17 protein-coding genes are annotated in these 18,348 nt (G+C 72.0%); 7 read left to right on the plus strand and 10 right to left on the minus strand.

Annotated features, from left to right (window positions below; all coding sequences use genetic code 11):
• Positions 1-27: 27 nt before the first annotated feature.
• The 6 genes from ACFVR6_RS09865 to ACFVR6_RS09890 form a co-directional block, all read right to left on the minus strand.
• Complete coding sequence (locus ACFVR6_RS09865; protein ID WP_386962036.1) at positions 28-2,082, minus strand: hypothetical protein; 2,055 nt, start codon at positions 2,080-2,082, stop codon at positions 28-30.
• A 73-nt stretch (positions 2,083-2,155) separates the two neighbouring features.
• Positions 2,156-3,238, minus strand: a complete 1,083-nt coding sequence (locus ACFVR6_RS09870) for a glycoside hydrolase family 130 protein (RefSeq protein ID WP_386962039.1) — start codon at positions 3,236-3,238, stop codon at positions 2,156-2,158.
• Complete coding sequence (locus ACFVR6_RS09875; protein WP_386962854.1) at positions 3,235-4,065, minus strand: carbohydrate ABC transporter permease; 831 nt, start codon at positions 4,063-4,065, stop codon at positions 3,235-3,237. Before ACFVR6_RS09875 ends, ACFVR6_RS09870 begins: the two co-directional genes overlap by 4 nt.
• A gap of 5 nt (positions 4,066-4,070) precedes the next feature.
• Entirely contained in the window at positions 4,071-5,057 is a 987-nt protein-coding gene (locus tag ACFVR6_RS09880) for a carbohydrate ABC transporter permease (protein WP_386962042.1), read from the minus strand.
• Between the two features lies 1 nt (position 5,058).
• Entirely contained in the window at positions 5,059-6,342 is a 1,284-nt protein-coding gene (locus ACFVR6_RS09885; protein WP_386962045.1) for an extracellular solute-binding protein, read from the minus strand.
• Between the two features lie 24 nt (positions 6,343-6,366).
• A complete protein-coding gene (locus ACFVR6_RS09890; protein WP_386962048.1) occupies positions 6,367-7,401 on the minus strand; it encodes a LacI family DNA-binding transcriptional regulator in 1,035 nt (344 codons plus the stop codon).
• 160 nt (positions 7,402-7,561) lie between these two features.
• On the opposite strand from ACFVR6_RS09890, the gene ACFVR6_RS09895 reads away from it, so the two are divergent.
• The gene (locus ACFVR6_RS09895) at positions 7,562-9,004 is read left to right on the plus strand and encodes a dihydrolipoyl dehydrogenase family protein (protein ID WP_386962050.1); all 1,443 of its coding nucleotides are present in this window, start codon (positions 7,562-7,564) and stop codon (positions 9,002-9,004) included.
• A gap of 77 nt (positions 9,005-9,081) precedes the next feature.
• Here ACFVR6_RS09895 and purH read toward each other — a convergent pair whose 3' ends face one another.
• From purH to ACFVR6_RS09910, 3 genes are read right to left on the minus strand one after another with little or no spacing between them, the layout of a single operon-like run.
• Positions 9,082-10,689: a bifunctional phosphoribosylaminoimidazolecarboxamide formyltransferase/IMP cyclohydrolase gene (purH, locus tag ACFVR6_RS09900; protein ID WP_386962053.1), complete on the minus strand. Its 1,608-nt coding sequence runs from the start codon at positions 10,687-10,689 to the stop codon at positions 9,082-9,084.
• A 20-nt stretch (positions 10,690-10,709) separates the two neighbouring features.
• Complete coding sequence (purN, locus tag ACFVR6_RS09905; protein ID WP_386962056.1) at positions 10,710-11,303, minus strand: phosphoribosylglycinamide formyltransferase; 594 nt, start codon at positions 11,301-11,303, stop codon at positions 10,710-10,712.
• Positions 11,304-11,307: 4 nt separating this feature from the next.
• On the minus strand, positions 11,308-12,810 hold the full coding sequence (locus ACFVR6_RS09910) for a cell division protein PerM (RefSeq protein WP_386962059.1): 1,503 nt from the start codon (positions 12,808-12,810) through the stop codon (positions 11,308-11,310).
• Positions 12,811-12,904: 94 nt separating this feature from the next.
• On the opposite strand from ACFVR6_RS09910, the gene ACFVR6_RS09915 reads away from it, so the two are divergent.
• Positions 12,905-14,311, plus strand: coding sequence for an NCS2 family permease (locus ACFVR6_RS09915; RefSeq protein ID WP_386962062.1), 1,407 nt, complete (start codon positions 12,905-12,907; stop codon positions 14,309-14,311).
• 40 nt (positions 14,312-14,351) lie between these two features.
• On the opposite strand, the gene ACFVR6_RS09920 is transcribed toward ACFVR6_RS09915, so the two are convergent.
• On the minus strand, positions 14,352-14,792 hold the full coding sequence (locus ACFVR6_RS09920; RefSeq protein WP_386962065.1) for a nitroreductase family deazaflavin-dependent oxidoreductase: 441 nt from the start codon (positions 14,790-14,792) through the stop codon (positions 14,352-14,354).
• A 151-nt stretch (positions 14,793-14,943) separates the two neighbouring features.
• Here ACFVR6_RS09920 and ACFVR6_RS09925 point away from each other — a divergent pair, with 151 nt between their 5' ends.
• From ACFVR6_RS09925 to ACFVR6_RS09945, 5 genes are read left to right on the plus strand one after another with little or no spacing between them, the layout of a single operon-like run.
• Positions 14,944-16,212 carry a hypothetical protein gene (locus tag ACFVR6_RS09925; RefSeq protein WP_386962068.1) on the plus strand — a complete coding sequence of 423 codons (1,269 nt, stop codon included), beginning with the start codon at positions 14,944-14,946 and terminating at the stop codon, positions 16,210-16,212.
• Position 16,213: 1 nt separating this feature from the next.
• Positions 16,214-16,798 carry a hypothetical protein gene (locus ACFVR6_RS09930; protein WP_386962071.1) on the plus strand — a complete coding sequence of 195 codons (585 nt, stop codon included), beginning with the start codon at positions 16,214-16,216 and terminating at the stop codon, positions 16,796-16,798.
• Positions 16,795-17,388 (plus strand): hypothetical protein, encoded by a 594-nt coding sequence (locus ACFVR6_RS09935; protein WP_386962074.1) that lies wholly within the window; start codon positions 16,795-16,797, stop codon positions 17,386-17,388. The genes ACFVR6_RS09930 and ACFVR6_RS09935 overlap by 4 nt, the downstream gene beginning before the upstream one ends.
• Positions 17,385-17,942, plus strand: a complete 558-nt coding sequence (locus tag ACFVR6_RS09940) for a hypothetical protein (protein WP_386962077.1) — start codon at positions 17,385-17,387, stop codon at positions 17,940-17,942. Before ACFVR6_RS09935 ends, ACFVR6_RS09940 begins: the two co-directional genes overlap by 4 nt.
• A 12-nt stretch (positions 17,943-17,954) precedes the next feature.
• Entirely contained in the window at positions 17,955-18,284 is a 330-nt protein-coding gene (locus tag ACFVR6_RS09945) for a hypothetical protein (protein ID WP_386962079.1), read from the plus strand.
• Positions 18,285-18,348 lie beyond the last annotated feature (64 nt).

Here is an 18,348-nt window from a genome sequence, read left to right on the forward strand (position 1 = left end):
TCGGACATGGCCGTGCCGCCCCCGGCATCACGACTGCGCGATCGCGAAGGCACCGGGCGGCAGTACGATCGTGCGCTCGCCACGGATCTCGCGCTCGAACAGCACCGCCCCGTCCGCGCCGTACACCCGCACGACGGACGTCACCCCGGGTTCGCCCATGCGGGTCGGCTGCGGTCGATCGCCGGCGGAATGCGCCAGCTCGGTGCGACCGTCGCCGGTCAGCACGAGGGTGGAGACGAACGGCCGCACGAGGAGGGCGTCCAGCTCGAGCGACCCCGCCTCCACGTCCACGCGCACCTCCGACCGGTTGGCCGGGAGCACGCGCGGCAGCAGCTGCGGCAGCAGCACCCCCGGCACGAGCGAGATGCCCTGCGCGGGCGCGTCCTCCGACAGCGTCCCCATGGGCCGGTTGCCCGCGGCCCAGCGCGAGGTGCTGGGCGAGCCCGGCGCCGACCACACCACCGGTTCCACCCAGCGGTCGGTCGCGGCCCCGCCCACCGGGAAGACGGCGCGCTCGCCGGCATCCAACGTCAGACCGCCGCCGGACCACAGCGATTCCCCGGTCCACGCCACCGGCGTCGTCCGCTCGCCGTCGGTCTGGGTCGCCGCCTCGGCTTCGACGAGGGCGAGTCCGTCGCGTTCGGCTACCGTGGCCACGCTCGACGCGCGCGCGGCGAGCGCGGGTTGCGCGTCGAGGGCGAGCATCGTGAGCAGTCCATGGATCGTGCTCTCCGCGCCGCTGTTACGGTTGATCGTCCCGTCGGCGGCGATGCCGTCGAAGGTCACACCGGTCGCCGGGTCGTACATCGCACCGCCTGCCCGGTTGGCCCCGAAGAACCACGCCGCCTGCAGGGCCGCGAGATCCCCGAAGCCGTCCGACCCCGTGGCGGCCTGCACCGCGAGGAGCGACTGCACGCGCGCGTCCGCACCGTACGCGATCTGCACGCGGTCCGCCGGCGTCGGGAACCAGCCGTTGTCCGGGCCGCCCGCGGTGAGCAGCGTCGGAGTGAACACGGCGGCATCGCGCACCGCCGGCTCGAGCAGCGCGGGGTCATCGAGCGCGTCGGATGCCATCGCGAGCGCCGCCGGCATCTGCGCACCCCACCCGTGCCACATGCTGCGCGACTGCGCCCACGGGAGCACGGCGCCGTACGGCCACCGGCGCTCGTCGCCCGCGCTCATCGCCGCGACGCCCTCGGCGAGCTCGCGCAGCGCCTGCGCGCTGCGGTCGTCGTCGGGTCGCGCGGCCACACGGGCCGCCAAGCCCAGCACGGCCTCCGCCGAGGCATCCGCGCCGTCGACGATCAGCCAGGCCGGCACCCGCATGCCGTCGGCCTCGGTCCACTCCCCGTAGCGGGTGAGCACCTGCCGGTCGACCGCGTCGACGGCCAGGAGCAGGCGCTCCTCGAGGAAGGCGGCGAAGGCGGGGTCGTCGTCGCGGAAGGCGGCATACCCCTCACCGAGCGCCCAGATCGTGCGGGCGAGCCAGTAGCTCGGTCCCGAGTCGGACGGGTCGGGCAGCTCTGCGGGGATGCCGGAGGGGTTCAGGGTGCCGTCAGGCTGCATCCACAGCACGACGTTGCCGGCGTCGGGGCCGTCGACGGTCTGCAGGTACGCCAGGGAGCGCAGCATCTCGTAGGCGCTCTCCCGGCTCGACGCCGTCGCGGTCTGCCGCCAGTGCCGCAGGTACACCACCGCCGCGCGGGCGATGTCGTCGGCGTTGTAGGCGCCCTGCTCCCAGTACCCCGTCGCGGGGTCGAGCCGCCCGCCGCCCACCCGCTCGAAGGTGCCGCCGGCGCGGGCATCGGCGTAAGCCCAGGGCAGGACGAGCGTCGGCTCCTCCTCGAGCCGGTAGGTGTCGTGCCCCGCGACGCCCGCGGGAGGAGTGGCCTCATCGAGCAGGAAGTCGAGGTGCGCGAGGTTCGTGAGAGCGGATGCCGGCGGGGCGGCGATCGGCACGGTAGACGTGGCGGGCGCGGCAGGTGCACCGGCGGCGGCGACAGGCACCGACAGCGTCGTCGCGGTGAGCGCGACGACGAGGAGCGCCGCGCTGCGCATACGGATGTTGGATCTCGTGACCATGGTTTTTCCCTTCGGTGCACAGGACGCGGATACTCACTCGGGAGCGCGAATACTCACTCGGGAGCGCGAATACTCACTCGGGGGCGAGGCGCTCGAGGAGGGCTACTCCGATCTTCGAATCGGCCATGCCGTAGAACACGAACAGCCGGCCGTCGACCTCCTCGATCGCGGTCGGGAAGACGACGTTGGGCACGACCCCGCTGCGTTCGTCCTCGGTCTCGGGGGCCAGCAGCGGCTCGGCGCTGCGCGCGATCACCCGCGACGGATCGTCGGCGTCCAGCAGCAGCCCGCCCGCGGCGTAGTTGACGTTGTGCTGGGGCGTGAAGGCACTCTCGATCACCCCGGTGACGCCGTGGTGGAGCACGAGCCACCCCTCGGGCACCCGCAGCGGCGGCGGACCGCCACCGATCTTGAGCTGCTCGAACGGGAACTGCGGCCCGGCGAGGAAGCGGTGCTGCTCCCACCTGGTGAGCGCCGACAGATCGTCGTGCACCGCGGCCAGGGGGACGTAGCTGATCCAGATCGACTGCCGCTCGTCCTCGATGCCGGCCGGCACCTGCACCCCCTGCCCGGGTCTCGTCTCCCCCAGGTCCCACATCGGCCGGTGGAGCACCGCCAGTGCGAGGGTGCCGTCGGGGGCGGTCACCGGCTCGGGGAAGAAGACGGTGTCCTTGTTGTGGAACAGGTTGAGATCGGCATCCAGCGCATCGTCGTAGCGGAAGTGCACCGGCCCGAGCCGCCGCCACTCCCGCAGGTCGTCCGACACCGCGACGGCGGTGCGCGGCCCCAGCGGACCGAAGGCCACGTAGGTCATCACGTGCAGGCCGAGCGCGTCGATCCAGGTGGTCCGGGGGTCTTCGACGCCGGCGTTGCCCACCCCGCGTTCCCACCCCCGGTCGGGTTCGAGCACGATCCCCTCGCGCTCGACGGCCACCGGCACGCCGTCGCGCACGACCACGCGCGCGAGCCCCACGCGCGAGACGTTGCCGGATGCCACGAGCCGCGGCAGCAGGTACAGCTCGCCGTCCGGCCCGCGCCCCGAACCCGGGTTGAGCACGCCCTCCGCCTCGTGGGGGTCGTCGGGGTCGGGGGTCATCACGATCCCCATCCGGCGCAGCGCATAGGGGAACACCGGCGGTGATCCGGGCTCGCTCATCCCTTCACCCCCGATCCGATGTCGCTGGAGATGAAGTAGCGCTGGAACAGGATGAACAGGCCCACCGCGGGCGCGGCGAGCACGACCGCGCCGGCCATCATCGCGCCGAAGGGGTTGGAGGTGGAGGCGGCGATGTTGGAGATGAAGTTCGCGAGCGAGACCGCCAGTGGCTGCATCGATGCCTCCTTGGTGATGAGGAACGGCCAGAGGAACTCGTTCCACGGGCCGATGAACGTCAGCAGCACCGCCGTGACGAGCGCGGGGCGCACGAGCGGGAGCGCGATGTTCCACAGCAGCCGGATCTCCCCCGCCCCGTCGATGCGCGCCGCGTTGAACAGGTCCGGCGGCAGCTGCAGGAAGTACTGCCGGAAGATGATGACCGCCGTGGAGTTGATGAAGAACGGCAGGATCATCCCCAGGTAACTGTCGGACAGGCCGTAGTCCCGCGCGATCATGACGTACAGCGGGATCATGAGCAGCTGGAACGGGACGACCTGCACGAGCAGCAGCAGCGCGAAGGTGGCTCCCCGCCCCCGCCATTTCAGCACGGCCAGCGCGTAACCGGCCAGCACGCCGAACACCGCCGTGCCCAGCAGCACCCCGAACGTGAAGATGCCCGAGTTGGCGAGCCCCTGCAGCAGGTTGATGCGGTCGTTGATGGCGACGTAGTTCTCGACGGTGAGGTTCGCGGGATCGGGGAAGGCGCCCGCGGGCGTCGGGTCGACGTCGGTCTGCAGGGAGCCGACGACCATGTAGTAGAAGGGGAAGAGCGAGGCCAGCGCGCCGAGGCTCAGCGCGATGTACAGCGCGACCTTGCTCCCCAGCATCCGCTTCACGACTCCTCACCCCCCACGAGCTTGCGCTGGAGCGCGGCCAGGCCCAGCACGAGGATGATGAGCATCACCCCGATGGCCGCGGCGACGTCGGGGTTGCCCTGCTCGATGCCCCGCTGATAGATCAGCAGCACCGGTGTGGCCGAGGCGCCGTTCGGGCCGCCGCCGCCGGTGAGCAGGTAGGGCTCGGTGAACAGATTCGCCCCGGTGATCGTCGACAGCAGCACCACCAGCAGGGTGGCCGGCCGCACGCTGGGCACGGTGACCGAGAAGAACTGCCGCAGGCGCCCACCGCCGTCGACCGAGACCGATTCGTAGAGCTCCTTCGGCACGTTCTGCAGGGCGGCGAGGTAGAGCAGGATGTAGAAGCCCAGGCCCTTCCAGGTGACGAACAGCGCGATCGTCGGCATCGCCAGCGCGCTGTTGATCAGCCAGGACGGGCTCGGGGCGAGGGGGCCCAGCAGGTTGTTGACCAGGCCCCCTTCCGAGAAGAGGAACAGCCACACCGCCACGACGGCGACGGATGCCGACACGTACGGCACGTAGAAGCTGACGCGGAAGAAGGTGCGCGCGTGCACGACCCGGTCCAGCGCCGTCGCCAGCACGATCGACAGCACGACCGTCAGCGGCACGTTGATGACCAGGAAGACGCCCACGTTGCGGAAGGACTGCCAGACGTCGGGGTCGGCGAGCACCGCGGCGTAGTTGTCGAAGCCCACGAACGGGCGATCGACCTCGGCTCCGGGCGCGGCGAAGAAGTAGTCCTGGAACGACATCCACACCGCGAAGACGATCGGCCAGGCGAACACCAGCACCACGAACACGAGGTACGGCGTCGCGAACAGCAGCCCGAGGGGCTGCGGCCCGAGCAGGCGCCGCCGCCGCGTCGGCGGCCGGTCGTCGGTCGCCGCCGACGGCCGGCCCGCCCCGCCGGCACCGGCCGCGTCACCGGCGGGGCCCGCGGCGGCGGTGAGATCGACGGTCATGTCAGTTCCCGGCCGCGAGCTCGTCGATGCGTGCCGCGGTGTCGCTGAGGAAATCGGCCACCTCGGTCTCGCCGAAGATGACCGACTCGGAGTAGCCGTCGCGGAACGTCTGCCAGATCTCGACGGAGTTGGGGACGTTGGGCACCTCCACGGTGCGCGCTGCCTGGTCGCCGAACCGGGCGTAGGCGGGGTTGGCTTCGAAGTAGTCCGCGTAGGTGCCGGTGAGGTCCTCCCGCAGCGGCATCTGGCCGGTCTCCTCCAGCCAGATCCCGTCCTGCTCCTCGCTCGTGGCGAACTTCAGCACGTCCCAGGCGGTCGCCTGGTTCTCGCACGCGGTGAACATGCCGACGTTCTTGGCGTCGCTGAACGTCCAGGTCTCCTCCGCGGCCGTCCCCGACTCGGTGGGGACGGGCACCGAGCCCCAGTTCACGTCGTCTCCGTACACGGCGATGGCCCAGGGCCCGACGATCGACATCGCCGCGTAGCCGTCGGCGAACGCGTCGCCCTGGTACTGCTCGCGGCCGGCGAGCTCCTCGTCGTAGAGCGTGCGCCACAGCTCGGCCACCGCGGTGCCGTCCTCGCTGTCGTAGGTCGCCGCGCCATCCTCGACGAGCTGGGTGCCGCCGGTCTCTGCGGCGTACAGGGGGTAGAAGTCGAACCACGACTGGAAGAACTCGCTCGTCGGCGCGGGGTTGATCGCATACGACGCCACCCCCGCGGTCTTGAGCGCGCGCGCCGTGTCGAGGAACTCGTCGTAGGTCGCCAGGCTCGGGTTCTCCGGGTCCAGGCCCGCCTGGGCGAACATGTCCTTGTTGTAGAAGATCATGACGGGGTTGGACTTCCACGGCAGCTGGTAGAAGTCGCCGTCCTCCGAGCGGTACTGCTCGGCGATGTCGCCGCTGCGCTCGGTGATGTAGTCGTCGCCGTCCTCGAACTCCGAGAGGTTGACCAGGCCGCCCTGCTTCTGGAACTGCGGCACGGCCGCCGGTGAGGTGTTGAAGACGAGGCAGGGGGCGTTTCCCGCCGTGATGGCCGCGCCGATCACCTCTTCGCTGGATGCTCCCGCCGGGATCTCCTGCGCCTTGACCTGCTCGTCGGGGTGCTCGGCGTTCCAGGCCTCCACCATCTGCTCCCCCCACGCGATCTCCGCCTCGTTGTTGGAGTACCAGATGGTGATGTCGCCGCGGGCTTCGGCGGCGCCGTCGTCACCGCCCCCGCCCGAGCAGGCCGTCAACGCGAGGATGCCGGCGGCTGCCGTTGCGGTGATGAGGATGCGTCGTTGCATGTCATGCTCCTTGATCGTGTGCGGCTACGCCGCGGGTGGGCGGGGCGCGGGTCCGGTGGACTCGCGGACGATGAGAGCGGGTTCGGGGAGGTCGACATGTTCCGCCGCGGACCCGTCGACGGCTTCGAGGAGGGTGCGCGCGGCGACGGCCCCCCAGCTGCGGGCGTCAGTGCCCACGGTGGTCAGCGCCGGGTCGAGGAGGCGGCCGAGCTCGATGTCGTCGAAACCGGTGATGGACAGGTCTGCGGGCACCCGCAGCCCGCGGCGTCGCGCGACGCCGAGCCCGGCGAGGGCCATGTGATCGTTGGAGTACACGATCGCCGTCGGCGGTGCTGCGGCATCGAGCAGTGCGCCGGTCGCCGCTGCGCCCTCCGCAGCGCTGAAGTCGGTGGCGATCACGGTGCCCTCGATCCCGGCCGCCGCGACCTCGCTGCGGAAGGCGTCGGCACGGCGCCGAGCGTGCAGCATCCCGTCCGGACCCGCGACATGCGCGATGCGGCGGTGGCCGAGTGCGACCAGGTGCGCCACCGCGTGACCGATGCCGGCGCCGTCGTCGACGCAGACGGCGGGGAAGGGGCTCGGTGCGGTGGGCCGCCCCAGGGTGACCGCCGTGAGCCCGAGGTCGGCGACGAGCGCGATGCGGTCGTCCTGCGTGCGGAGGTCCGTGAGGATGACGCCGTCCACGCGCTGATCCACCGCGAGGCTGCGGTAGATCTCGGTCTCCTGCCGGCGGGACGTCGCAACGGCCAGCACCAGTACCTGACCGGAGGCGGAGAACGCGTCCTCGATCCCGGCGATGAAAGAGGGGAAGAAGGGGTCGGCGTCGATGACGTCGGTGCTGCGGGCGATGACGAGCCCGCCGGCGAAGGATCGCCCGGTGCTCAGAGACCTGGCACGCACGTTCGGCGTCCAGCCGAGCTCGTCGGCGGCCGCGAGGATGCGGGAGCGGCTGTCGGGCGAGACCCCCGGCCGGTCGTTCAGCGCGAAGGAGACGAGCCCCTTGCTGACGCCGGCGCGGCGCGCGACATCGGCGATCGTGGGGCGGGCGGTCTTGGGCATCGTCACTCCGTCGTGGAACCTAAACCGGTTTAGTCATCGATGGAACTCCCGTGACCGGCATCCGCTCAAGGCCTTGCGCCGCGATCGTCGCGGGTGTAGCGGCGGCCCGCACACCGGCAGACGGTTGGCGGGGCGGGGCGGCCGGGATAGTTTGCAGGGCATGAGCCAGCACGAGTACGACGTCGTGGTCATCGGAGCGGGCGCTGTGGGCGAGAACGTCGCCGACCGCGCCGTGCAGGGCGGGCTGCGCACCGTCATCGTCGAGGCGGAGCTGGTCGGCGGCGAATGCTCGTACTGGGCCTGCATGCCGTCGAAGGCGTTGCTGCGCAGCGCCGCCACGGTGCGCGCGGCGCGCGCAGTGGACGGCGCGCGCCAGGCGGTCACGGGCGACATCGACGTCGCCGCTGTGCTGCGCCGTCGCGACGGGATCACCCACGACTGGTCGGACGACTCTCAGGTGGCGTGGCTCGAGGGCGCGGGCATCGACCTGCTCCGCGGCCACGCCACCCTCACCGGCCCGCGCCGCGTGCGGGTGACCAGCCCCGACGGCACCGACATCGACCTCACCGCGCGACATGCCGTCGTCGTCGCAACGGGGTCGGCGGCGCTGTTGCCCGACACCCCGGGCCTGGCGGACATCGAGCCGTGGACGAGCCGCGACGCCACGAGCGCGGAGTCGGTGCCGGCCTCGCTCGCGATCGTCGGCGGCGGGGTCGTGGCCGCCGAGATGGCGACGGCGTACGCGGGCTTCGGCACGGCGGTGACCCTTCTCGTGCGGTCGCGTCTGCTGGGTGCGGCCGAGCCGTTCGCGGCCGACCTCGTCGCCGCCGCGCTCACCGCGGCGGGCGTGGACCTGCGCACCGGCGTCGAGGTGGTCGCGGCGCGCACCGGCGCCGGCGGCGGCAGCGGCATCGCGGGCGCGACGCTGGAGCTCTCCGACGGCGCGCTCGTCCACGCCGAGAAGGTGCTCGTGGCCACCGGCCGCACCCCGCGCACGACCGATCTCGGCCTCGACGCCGTCGGGCTCACTCCCGGCGGCTGGCTCGACGTCGACGACACCATGCTCGTGCGCGGCACCGACTGGCTCTACGCCGTCGGCGACGTCAACGGGCGCGTGCTGCTGACCCACCAGGGCAAGTACCAGGCGCGCGCGGCCGGCGATGTCATCGCCGCCCGCGCAGCCGGGGCCACCGTCGACGACGCGCCCTGGGGTGCGCACGTCGCTACCGCCGACCACGCGCACGTGCCGCAGGTCACCTTCACCGACCCCGAGATCGCCTCGGTCGGCCTCACCGCCGAAGCGGCCACCGCCGCCGGGCACCGCATCCGCGTGCTCGACTACGACCTGGCATGGGTCGCCGGGGCCTCGGTGCACTCCGACGACTACCGCGGGCAGGCCCGCGCGATCGTGGACCTCGATCGCGGTGTGCTGATCGGCGCCACCTTCGCCGGCCCCGATGTGGCGGAGCTCCTGCACGCGGCGACCATCGCGATCGTCGGCGAGGTGCCGCTCACACGCCTGTGGCACGCGGTGCCGGCGTACCCCACCGTCAGCGAAGTCTGGCTGCGCTGGCTGGAGGAATACGGCCGGCCGACCGCGTGACCGATTCCGCGAATACTCACTCGGCGCCGCGAATACTCACTCGGCAGCGCGAATGCTCACTCGGCAGCGACGGGCGGTCAGTGGAAGAAGTGACGCTCGCCGGTGAAGTACATCGTCGCGCCCGCGGCGCGCACCGCGTCGATGACCTCTTCGTCGCGCACCGAGCCGCCGGGCTGGATGATCGTGCGCACCCCGGCATCCAGCAGCACCTGCACGCCGTCGGCGAAGGGGAAGAACGCGTCGGATGCCGCGACCGATCCGGCCGCGCGGTCGCCCGCGCGCTCCACCGCCAGCCGGCACGAGTCGACGCGGTTGACCTGGCCCATGCCGATGCCGACCGTGGCCGAGGCCTTGGCCAGCACGATCGCGTTGGACTTCACCGCGCGGCAGGTCTTCCACGCGAACGACAGGTTCATGAGGTCCTCGTCGGCGGGGCGCTCCCCCGTGACGAGCTGCCAGCCGTCGACGAGGGACTCCACCTCGGCGGGGAACCGGTCGGCGTCCTGCAGCAGCAGTCCGCCCGACACGAGCCGCACATCCATGGGTTCCTGGCGCCAGTCCACCGGCAGGCGCAGCACCCGCAGGTTCTTCTTCAGCCGGAACACCTCCAGCGCCTCCGGCTCGAAGTCGGGGGCGACGATGACCTCGGTGAAGATGTCGCGCAGGTTCTCGGCCATCTTCAGCGTCACGGTGCGGTTGGCGGCGATGACGCCCCCGAAGGCCGACACCGGGTCGCACTCGTGGGCGCGCAGGTGGGCCGAGGCGATCGGGTCGAGCGCCTGCGGTGCGGCGATGGCGATGCCGCACGGGTTGGCGTGCTTGATGATGGCGACGGCGGGCTTGACCAGGTCGAATGCCGCGCGCAGCGCCGCATCGGCGTCGACGTAGTTGTTGTACGACATCTCCTTGCCCTGCAGCTGCGTCGCCTGCGCGATGCCGTGGCCGCCGGCGCGGGAGTACAGGGCGGCGCGCTGGTGGGAGTTCTCCCCGTAGCGGAGGGTCTCCAGCCGTTCGGCGCGGATGGTGAGGTGCTCGGGCAGGTCGCCCTCTTCGGCGAGGGTCTCCTCGGCGAACCAGGTCGACACGGCGCGGTCGTATGCGGCGGTGTGGGCGAAGGCGCGCGCGGCGAGCTCGCGGCGCTGCACGAGCGAGGTGCCGCCCGCGGCGATGGCCTCGAGCACGGCGGGGTAGGACTCGGGTGAGACGACGATGGCGACGTTGGCGAAGTTCTTCGCGCTCGCGCGCACCATCGCGGGGCCGCCGATGTCGATCTGCTCGACCACGTCGTCGCCCTGCGCACCGGAGGCGACGGTCTCGACGAACGGGTAGAGGTTGACCACGACGAGCTCGAAGGGCGCGATGCCGAGCTCGGTGAGCTGGCGCTCGTGGTCCTCCAGGCGCAGGTCGGCGAGAAGGCCGGCGTGCACGCTCGGGTGCAGCGTCTTGACGCGGCCCCCGAGCGACTCGGGGAAGCCGGTGACCGCGGCGACGTCGGTGACGGCGTACCCGGCGTCGCGGATGGTCGCCGCCGTCGAACCGGTCGACACGATCTCCACCCCCGCGTCGGCGAGGGCCGCGGCCAGCACCAGCAGGTCGGTCTTGTCGCTCACCGAGACGAGGGCGCGGCGCACCGGGATGGTGTCGCGGTGGCGATAGAGGGACGGGTCGTGGCTCGGGCCGGCCATGGAGAACTCCTCCGGGTAGGTCAGGTGGTGGATGCCGCGGCGAGATCCAGCTCGCCGGTGGCGATGCGGCGGACGACGTCGATCAGCAGGTGCCGCTCGACAGGCTTGATGCGCTCGTGCAGGGAATGCTCGTCGTCGCCGGGGAGCACGCTGACGCGCTCCTGGGCGAGGATCGGGCCGGAGTCGACGCCGTCGTCGACGACGATGACGCTCGCGCCGGTCCGGGTGGCGCCGGCGGCCAGCGCGTCGCGCACACCGTGGGCGCCCGGGAACTCCGGAAGGTAGGCGGGGTGGGTGTTGATGAGCCGCGGCGACCAGGCGGCGACGACCGCGGGCGGCAGCAGGCGCATGAGGCCGCTCAGCACGACGAGGTCCGGCTTCCAGACGTCCAGCTGCTCCAGCAGCTCGTCGCCCCACGCCGCACGCTCGTCGGCGCCGCGCCACGGGATGACGAAGCTCGGGATGCCGAACTCCTCGGCGTGCGCGAGACCCGAGGCTTCCCGGTCGGCGCCGACGACGACGACCCGGGCGGGGAAGGCGGGGTCGCTCGCGGCCTCGAGGAGGGCCCGGAGGTTCGACCCGGCACCCGAGATGAGGACGGCGACCGTGAGCACGCGGTCAGTCTACCGGCGCGCGGGGATCGTCCTCCCCGGGCTCCGGCGGGGCCTGCCCGCCCGTGGGCTCGGGTGCGGCCGGCAGGTCAGCGGGCTCGGCCACCACGACGATGGGTTCGGTGGGCGACCCGGTGCCGTCGCCCACCACGACCACCGGCTCGGTCGCCGGTCGGGCGAGGTCGGCATCCCACAGCATCGGCGGCGCGATGACGGGCGCACCGGGCGCGGGCGCAGGGCCGACACGCACTCCGTCGTCGTGCCCGTGGTCGTCGTGGTGGTCGTCATGGTGGTCGTCATGGCCACGGGGCGACAGCAGCACGATCGCGGCGCCGAGGGCGACTTCCAGCCCCACCGCGAGCGCCATCGGGCCGGGCGCGGGACCGACGACGGCGAGGGCCCCGGGGCCGATCGAGCCGGACGCGGCGAGCGCGAGCACCGCAGCGGCACCCGCCGAGGCGACCGTGATGCCCGCGGCGACCACCGCGCGCACCGACATGCGGTCGCGTCCGCCGGTGGCTTCGGCGTGACGCACGAGGTGGGAGCGGGCGATCCAGCCGGCCAGCACGCCGGCGGCCACCGGAACGAGCGCCAGCAGCAGCAGCCACGACGACGTCGACTCGGGGACCGCTCCGAACACCGGAACACCGGGGAGCACGCCCACCTGGGTGCCGACGGGCGAGACGACCGTGTCCACGCCGAGGGAGAATCCGGGCCCGGCGACGAACGAGATCGCCCAGATCACGAAGGTCGGCAGGTATGCCAGCTGCCCGAGGGTCAGCACCGCGGCGCCGAGCACGTCGACCTGCCCCGCCTGGAACAGGGCGACGATCCGCGCGAAGCCCGCGAACACTGCGAAGGCGACGACGAGCCCGCCGACGCCGACGAGCGCGGCGAGCACCACCGCGGTGCCGCGCGCGATGAGGCCGGGGGTTTCGACCCATGACCCGCCGCGGCGGGCGAAGGCGTTGCGCACCGCATCGACCATGCCGTCGTCGCCGGTGCGCCAGGCCACCGCGAGCGCGCCGCCGAGGGCCGGGAGGGCGAACACGAGCACGGGGTACAGCACCGCCTGCCACAGCTGCACCGCGGCGATGTCGTTGCCGGTGGTCAGGGCGACCCCGGTCGCTGCGGCCGCGATCACGATCGTGCCGGAGAGCACGCCGCTGAGCCAGGCGCCCGCCGTGGCGGCGCGCGCGCCCGAGCGGGCGGCGAAGACGGCCGTGAACACGGCCAGCGCGAGAGGGGCGAGCGACACCGTGAACGATGCCGCGGCGGCATCGATGCCGGCGGGCACCGTGAACTCCTCCGGCAGGGTCACCGCGAGGGGGACGAGGTGGCCGAGCTGCCAGACCCGGCCCGCGGCGGGCCAGAGTCCGGCCCACGACGCCTCGGCGCCGAAGCCGAAGATCCACAGCAGCGTGAGCGGCGCGAGCGCGGTGACGAGGCCGACGGCGACGGCGAGGAGGGCGTCGAAAGCGGCGAGGACGGCGACGAGGAGGCGGTTCATGCGCTGTCGACCCTACCTACGCGCGAAGCGGGCACCGACCCGGCGCACCGGGGGACCCCGGCCGGACCACTAAGTTTGGTTGCTGGAGGAACCCATGACTGCGCCCGCACCCGCTCCCGCCCGCACCGATTCCGAACCCCGCAACGGGTTGGATCGCTTCTTCGAGATCACCAGACGAGGCTCGACCATCGGCGCCGAGGTGCGCGGTGGTCTCGTCACGTTCGTGACGATGGCCTACATCGTCATCCTGAACCCGATCATCCTGTCGACCCCCGACGTGACGGGCGAGGTCCTCAACCCCGCCGCGGTCGCCGCGAGCACCGCCCTGACGGCCGGGTTCATGACGATCCTCTTCGGCATCGTCACCCGCCTGCCGTTCGCATTCGCCGCGGGCCTGGGCATCAACGCGTTCCTCGCGTTCTCGGTCGTCGGACAGGTGACCTGGGGCGAGGCGATGGCCCTCACGATCATCAACGGCCTCATCATCGTGCTGCTGGCGGCCACGGGCCTGCGCAAGATGATCTTCGACGCCGTGCCCGTGCAGCTCAAGCTCGCGATCACGGTCGGCATCGGCCTGTTCATCGCGTTCATCGGCTTCGTGAACGCCGGATTCGTGAACACCGGTGGCGGCACGCCCCTCGAGCTCGGCACGGCAGGGTCGATCGCGACGGTCGACACACTGCTGTTCGTCGTCACCCTGCTCCTGGGCGGCATCCTCATCGCCCTCAAGGTGAAGGGGGCGATCCTCATCGCCCTCGTCGCCGGCACGGTCCTCGCCGCGATCGTCAACATCTTCACGCCCGTCGCCGACTTCGGACTCGCAGGCGGCCTGTTCGCCCTCCCCGACCTGAGCCTGGTCGGCGCCGTCGACTTCGGCTTCGACCTCGGCAAGGTCGGGTTCGTCGCGCTGCTGATGTTCGTGTTCACGCTGGTGTTCACGAACTTCTTCGACGCCATGGGCACCATGACGGGCCTGGCGAAGGAGGCCGACCTCGCCGATGCGAAGGGCGACTTCCCGCGCATCAAGTCGGCGCTCATCGTCGAGGGCGTCGGCGCCGTCGTCGGCGGCGCGACGTCGTCGTCGTCGGCCACCGTGTTCGTCGAGTCCGGCTCCGGCATCGGCGAGGGCGCCCGCACGGGCCTGGCGAACGTCGTGACCGGCGTGCTGTTCCTGCTGGCGATGTTCGTGACCCCCGTCACCGGCCTCGTCCCCGGCTTCATCGCCGCCGCGGCGCTGGTGCTGGTCGGTGCCATGATGCTCGCTCAGATCAAGAACATCGACTTCGCGGACTTCAACGTCCTGCTGCCGGTGTTCCTCACGGTCACCGTCATGCCGCTGACCTACTCGATCGCCAACGGCATCGGCGCGGGGTTCGTGAGCTGGGTGCTCATCAACGCCCTGTCGGGCAAGGCCCGTCAGGTGCACTGGCTGCTGTGGGTCGTCGCAGCCGGCTTCGTGGTGTTCTTCGCCCGCGGCCCCATCGAGGCGCTGCTGGCCTGATCGTCCTGCGCGAGGGCTGGGCAGGCGCGCGGAGCGCCGCTCAGCCCTCGACGGGCTCCAGCACGAACACGGCGATGCGCCGGTCGGTCTTCTGCTGGTAGGCGTCGTAGTCGGGCCACACCTCGGTCGCGCGCTGCCACCACAGGTCGTACTCGTCGCCGTCGAGTTCACGGGCGAGGTACTCGCGCCGCTCGGCGCCGTCCTGCAGCATCACGTGCGGGTTCTTGCGCACGTTCGCGTACCACGCCGGCGGTTCGGGGGCTCCGCCCTTGGAGGCGACGACCGCGTACCGACCGTCGTGTTCCACCCGCATGAGCGCGGTCTTGCGCAGGCCCCCGGTCTTCGCGCCGACGGAGGTGAGCACGATGATCGGCACGCCGCGCAGCGTGTTCGCCTCCGTCCCGCCGGAAACCTCGTACTTCTCGGCCTGCGTGCGTGCCCACTCGGACGTGCTCGGCAGATAATCACCCGTGATCGCCATGCCCTCAGGCTAACCGCGATGGGGAGTTCTGCCCATCGCGGAGTATCAGCCGGTTCATAGGATGAGATCCGGAAGCCCCCACCCGAAGGAGTACGCGATGGCCCTGCACCTGCCGGATCGGATCGCCCCGATTCCCGGGGACCCTGGCACCGTGTCACGCCGCGCGAACCGGTTCACGATGACGGCCGACACCATCCTGGAGGCGGTCGAGGGTCTGCGCACCGCCATCGCCGACACCGGTCGCCATGAGAGCAAGGCGCTGGACAAACTCGCCGAGAACGCCGATCAGGTGGCCTCGCGTCTGGCGACCCTCGAGAACCGGTACCGCGAAGCCGGCAGCGCCCTCAGCGGTTTCGCGACCGAGCTGGAGAGCGCGCAGCGTGAGGCGGACCGCCTCGTCCAGGCCCACGCCGAGGCCGAGGCCGCCCAGGCCCGCTACGAGCGCGAGATCGAGCACCACCGCGACGAGCGGCAGCGCACCACCGACCCCCTGGTCGCGGTGGACCTCAACCGCCATCTGCTCGTGCTGTCGCAGCGCCAGGGAGCTCAGACGGCAGCGGCCGCCGACGCACAGGCCCGCTTCACGCAGGTCGTGACGCGGCTGCGCAGCGCCGGTACCGCCGCGGCGGAGCGCATGCGCGACGCGATCAAGGGCGACGGGCTCAACGACGGCGTGTGGGACGACTTCGCGGGCTGGGTGGCCGACAACGCCGGCATCCTCAAGGCGATCCACTCCGTGCTGCGCACGGTGACGGCGGTGCTGTCGGTGCTGAGCTTCTTCATCCCCGTGCTGGTGCCCTTCGCCTTGGCGGCGGCCGCTCTGACGGCGGGGCTGAGCCTCGTCCTGGCCGCCACGGGGCAGATCTCGTGGATCGACTTCGCCGTCGACCTGATCACGGTGGCCACCTTCGGCGTCGCCGCCGTCGCGACGCGGGCACTGGGCGGCGTCATGAACGCGCTCAAGGGCACGCGCGTGGCGCGGCTGGCCGCACAGGGGCACCGCTCGCCGCTGCGCTCGGTCACCGGCAGCTTCAACGGCGTGCTGCGCGGGCGCAACGGCCTGAGCATCGGTCCCGTGAAGCTGCCGTCGGTGAAGTGGGCGTGGGAGGTCAACGGAGCCAAGGGCGTGTCCAACGCGCACTTCCTGCGCGTGGCGTCGCGTTCCCAAGCCGGCGCCGGCGGGCCGCTGGACAAGATCCTCCTGCAGATGGGTCACGCCGAGATGCAGCGCATCAAGCTGGCTTTCGGTGTGCGCACCGCCGTGTCGATGCCCAACACCGCCCTCGAGACCTTCGGCCCGCCGATCTCCGGCGCGCTGGAGCGGGCGCTTCCCGACAATCCCGTCAGCGCCGTGGTCGACTCCCTCGCCGACGGCTGGCAGGACGTCAAGGAGCGCACGTCCTGGAAAGTAGGGTCTTAGCGTGACCGATCGCGCGACGACCTCCTCCCCCGCCACCGGCCGCCCCCGCAAGGCCGCCGGACGCACCGCCGCCGCACGCCGCCGCAAGCGCCGCGCGCCGAAGTCCCGGCGGGAGGTGCTCACCGGCCGCGTGTTCTTCTGGAGCGGCATGGGGATCGTGGCCTTCGGCATGCTGCCGCTGCTCGCCGTCTCGGTCATCGGGCTCGCGCAGGGCACCGTGCCGGTCGACCGCGGCATCCTCGGCGCCGGCCCCGGCTACCCCCTGTTCCAGCCGCCGTTCTGGCTGCTGTGGCTGCCGGCGCTGGGCATGCTCGCCCTGACTGTGATCACCTGGCCCTTTCCCGCCCGCTTCCCCTCGTATTTCTGGGGCGCCCGCTCCGACATGAGCATCATCAGCGCCGTCGGCCTGATGACGGCGCTGACCGCCTCGGTCGCCTTCGGCGGAGAGCAGATGTGGCTCGTGCTCGGCGCCGGTGGCCTCTTCCTGCTGGCGATGGTCGTGTTCGGGGTGCGAGGGGCGATCGAGTTCATCCGCGACGCCATCGACCTGCGTGCCGGCCGCCTGCCCGGCGAGCGCCGCCGGTGAGCGCCCCCGTGGGCGCGACGACCGTCCTGCCCCGGCCCCGCATCATCCTCCCGCCGGCATGGGAGCTGTTCCCCGTCACGGACGACAACGCGGCCACGGCCCGCACCGCGTTCTCGGGCGCGTGGGAGAGCGGGCCGCGCTACAGCATCGGCCCGTTCGTGCACGAGCTGGAGCGGGCGCTGGCGGCAGTGCTCGACGACGCCCGCGGCGCCGGCGGCTTCGCTGCGGCCCTGCCGATGGGGATCCCCTGGCAGGTGCCGGTGTCGACCGCCGTCGTCCTCAGCCATGTCCCCGCCGACGACCCGCAGCTGCCGCCGGGCGGCGAGCAGGTGCAGACCGATGCCGGCCCCGCGCGCCGCAGCATCCACGACATCGCACCGCCGACCGGCGGTGACGCGGAGTCCGTCGTGCTGCTGCGGACGATCGACTACGTCTGGCGTGTCCCCGGCCACGACGCCCACCTCGTCGCCTTCGCGTCGATCTCGGGCCTGGCCGTGCCCGAGTACGCCCCCGTGACCGAGGCGCTGACGCTCCTGGTGACCACGATGCTCGACGCGCTGACCTGGCCCGACTCCGAAGGAGAGCGATGACCCTGCAGGTTGACTTCGACCAGGACCTCTGGCTGTACGTGCCGGGGGCGTGGCCGTGGGAGGGCTTCGCGAGCATCGAGCAGTGGCGCGACGCCCTGGCCGGAGCCCTCGCCGAGGCGTACCGCTACGACGAGCCCATGCGCGAGTGGATCGCCGCGACGGCCGAGGGGCTCGCGCGCGGCGTCGACGAGGACGAGCACCGCTTCGCCTACTTCTCGCGGCCGCACGAGGCGCTCGGGATCGCGAGCATCTACGAGCTGGCCCGCGCGGACGAGGTCAGCGCTGAGCAGATGTTGGGCGTGCACGACCCCGCGGCGGTGCGGGAGGTGCAGATCGTGCCTTTCGAAGACGGGCGGCTCGGGCCCGGCCTGTCGGCCACGCGCCACGTCGCCGACGAGACCGGGGCGATCACCGTCGTGACGCACTGGCTATGGCGACTGCCCGACCGCGACGTGCTGATGATCGCCGGCGACCCCGATCTCGCCAGGTTCGAGACGCTGCATGAGGACTACGACACCTTGGCGCGGGCCATCGGCACCGTGCCGGACGAGTGAGAGAGGGACGACATGTCTGGACGGCTGAAGATCGACCTCGACGAGGTCGGACAGGTCTCGACCAACCTGGCGACGATCGTGCGCCGGCTGGAGTCGGCTCAGGCCGATGCCGAGCGCCTGGCCGCCGCCATCCCGGTGCGCGAACTCGCCGACGCCGCCGACGACTTCGCCGGCAAGTGGGACGACACCCGGCGTGAGCTCATCGAGGAGGTCAACGCGCTCAAGGAGCAGGCCCGAGCCGTCGCCGAGGCGTTCACCGAGATCGACTCGCAGCTCGTGGACGCGCTGACGCGTCCGCCGCAGCAGGCACCGGGCCGACGCGGCGGGCCGCAGGCGGTCTGACCCGGGCGGGTACGACGAAGGGGGTGGATGCCGCGGCATCCACCCCCTCGTCTTGCGCCGTGGA

This window comes from Microbacterium sp. NPDC058021, assembly GCF_042885955.1.
Taxonomy (GTDB): Bacteria; Actinomycetota; Actinomycetes; order Actinomycetales; family Microbacteriaceae; genus Microbacterium.

Excerpts from the sequence above, each read along its gene's own strand:
- ACFVR6_RS09890 (WP_386962048.1), bottom strand. The coding sequence starts at position 7,401 with ATGCCCAAGACCGCCCGCCCCACGATCGCCGATGTCGCGCGCCGCGCC.
- ACFVR6_RS09870 (WP_386962039.1), bottom strand. The coding sequence starts at position 3,238 with ATGAGCGAGCCCGGATCACCGCCGGTGTTCCCCTATGCGCTGCGCCGG.
- ACFVR6_RS09885 (WP_386962045.1), bottom strand. The coding sequence starts at position 6,342 with ATGCAACGACGCATCCTCATCACCGCAACGGCAGCCGCCGGCATCCTC.
- ACFVR6_RS09865 (WP_386962036.1), bottom strand. The coding sequence starts at position 2,082 with ATGGTCACGAGATCCAACATCCGTATGCGCAGCGCGGCGCTCCTCGTC.
- ACFVR6_RS09910 (WP_386962059.1), bottom strand. The coding sequence starts at position 12,810 with ATGAACCGCCTCCTCGTCGCCGTCCTCGCCGCTTTCGACGCCCTCCTC.
- purH (WP_386962053.1), bottom strand. The coding sequence starts at position 10,689 with ATGGCCGGCCCGAGCCACGACCCGTCCCTCTATCGCCACCGCGACACC.
- ACFVR6_RS09895 (WP_386962050.1), top strand. The coding sequence starts at position 7,562 with ATGAGCCAGCACGAGTACGACGTCGTGGTCATCGGAGCGGGCGCTGTG.
- ACFVR6_RS09940 (WP_386962077.1), top strand. The coding sequence starts at position 17,385 with ATGACCCTGCAGGTTGACTTCGACCAGGACCTCTGGCTGTACGTGCCG.
- ACFVR6_RS09875 (WP_386962854.1), bottom strand. The coding sequence starts at position 4,065 with ATGCTGGGGAGCAAGGTCGCGCTGTACATCGCGCTGAGCCTCGGCGCG.
- ACFVR6_RS09945 (WP_386962079.1), top strand. The coding sequence starts at position 17,955 with ATGTCTGGACGGCTGAAGATCGACCTCGACGAGGTCGGACAGGTCTCG.
- ACFVR6_RS09880 (WP_386962042.1), bottom strand. The coding sequence starts at position 5,057 with ATGACCGTCGATCTCACCGCCGCCGCGGGCCCCGCCGGTGACGCGGCC.
- ACFVR6_RS09915 (WP_386962062.1), top strand. The coding sequence starts at position 12,905 with ATGACTGCGCCCGCACCCGCTCCCGCCCGCACCGATTCCGAACCCCGC.
- ACFVR6_RS09920 (WP_386962065.1), bottom strand. The coding sequence starts at position 14,792 with ATGGCGATCACGGGTGATTATCTGCCGAGCACGTCCGAGTGGGCACGC.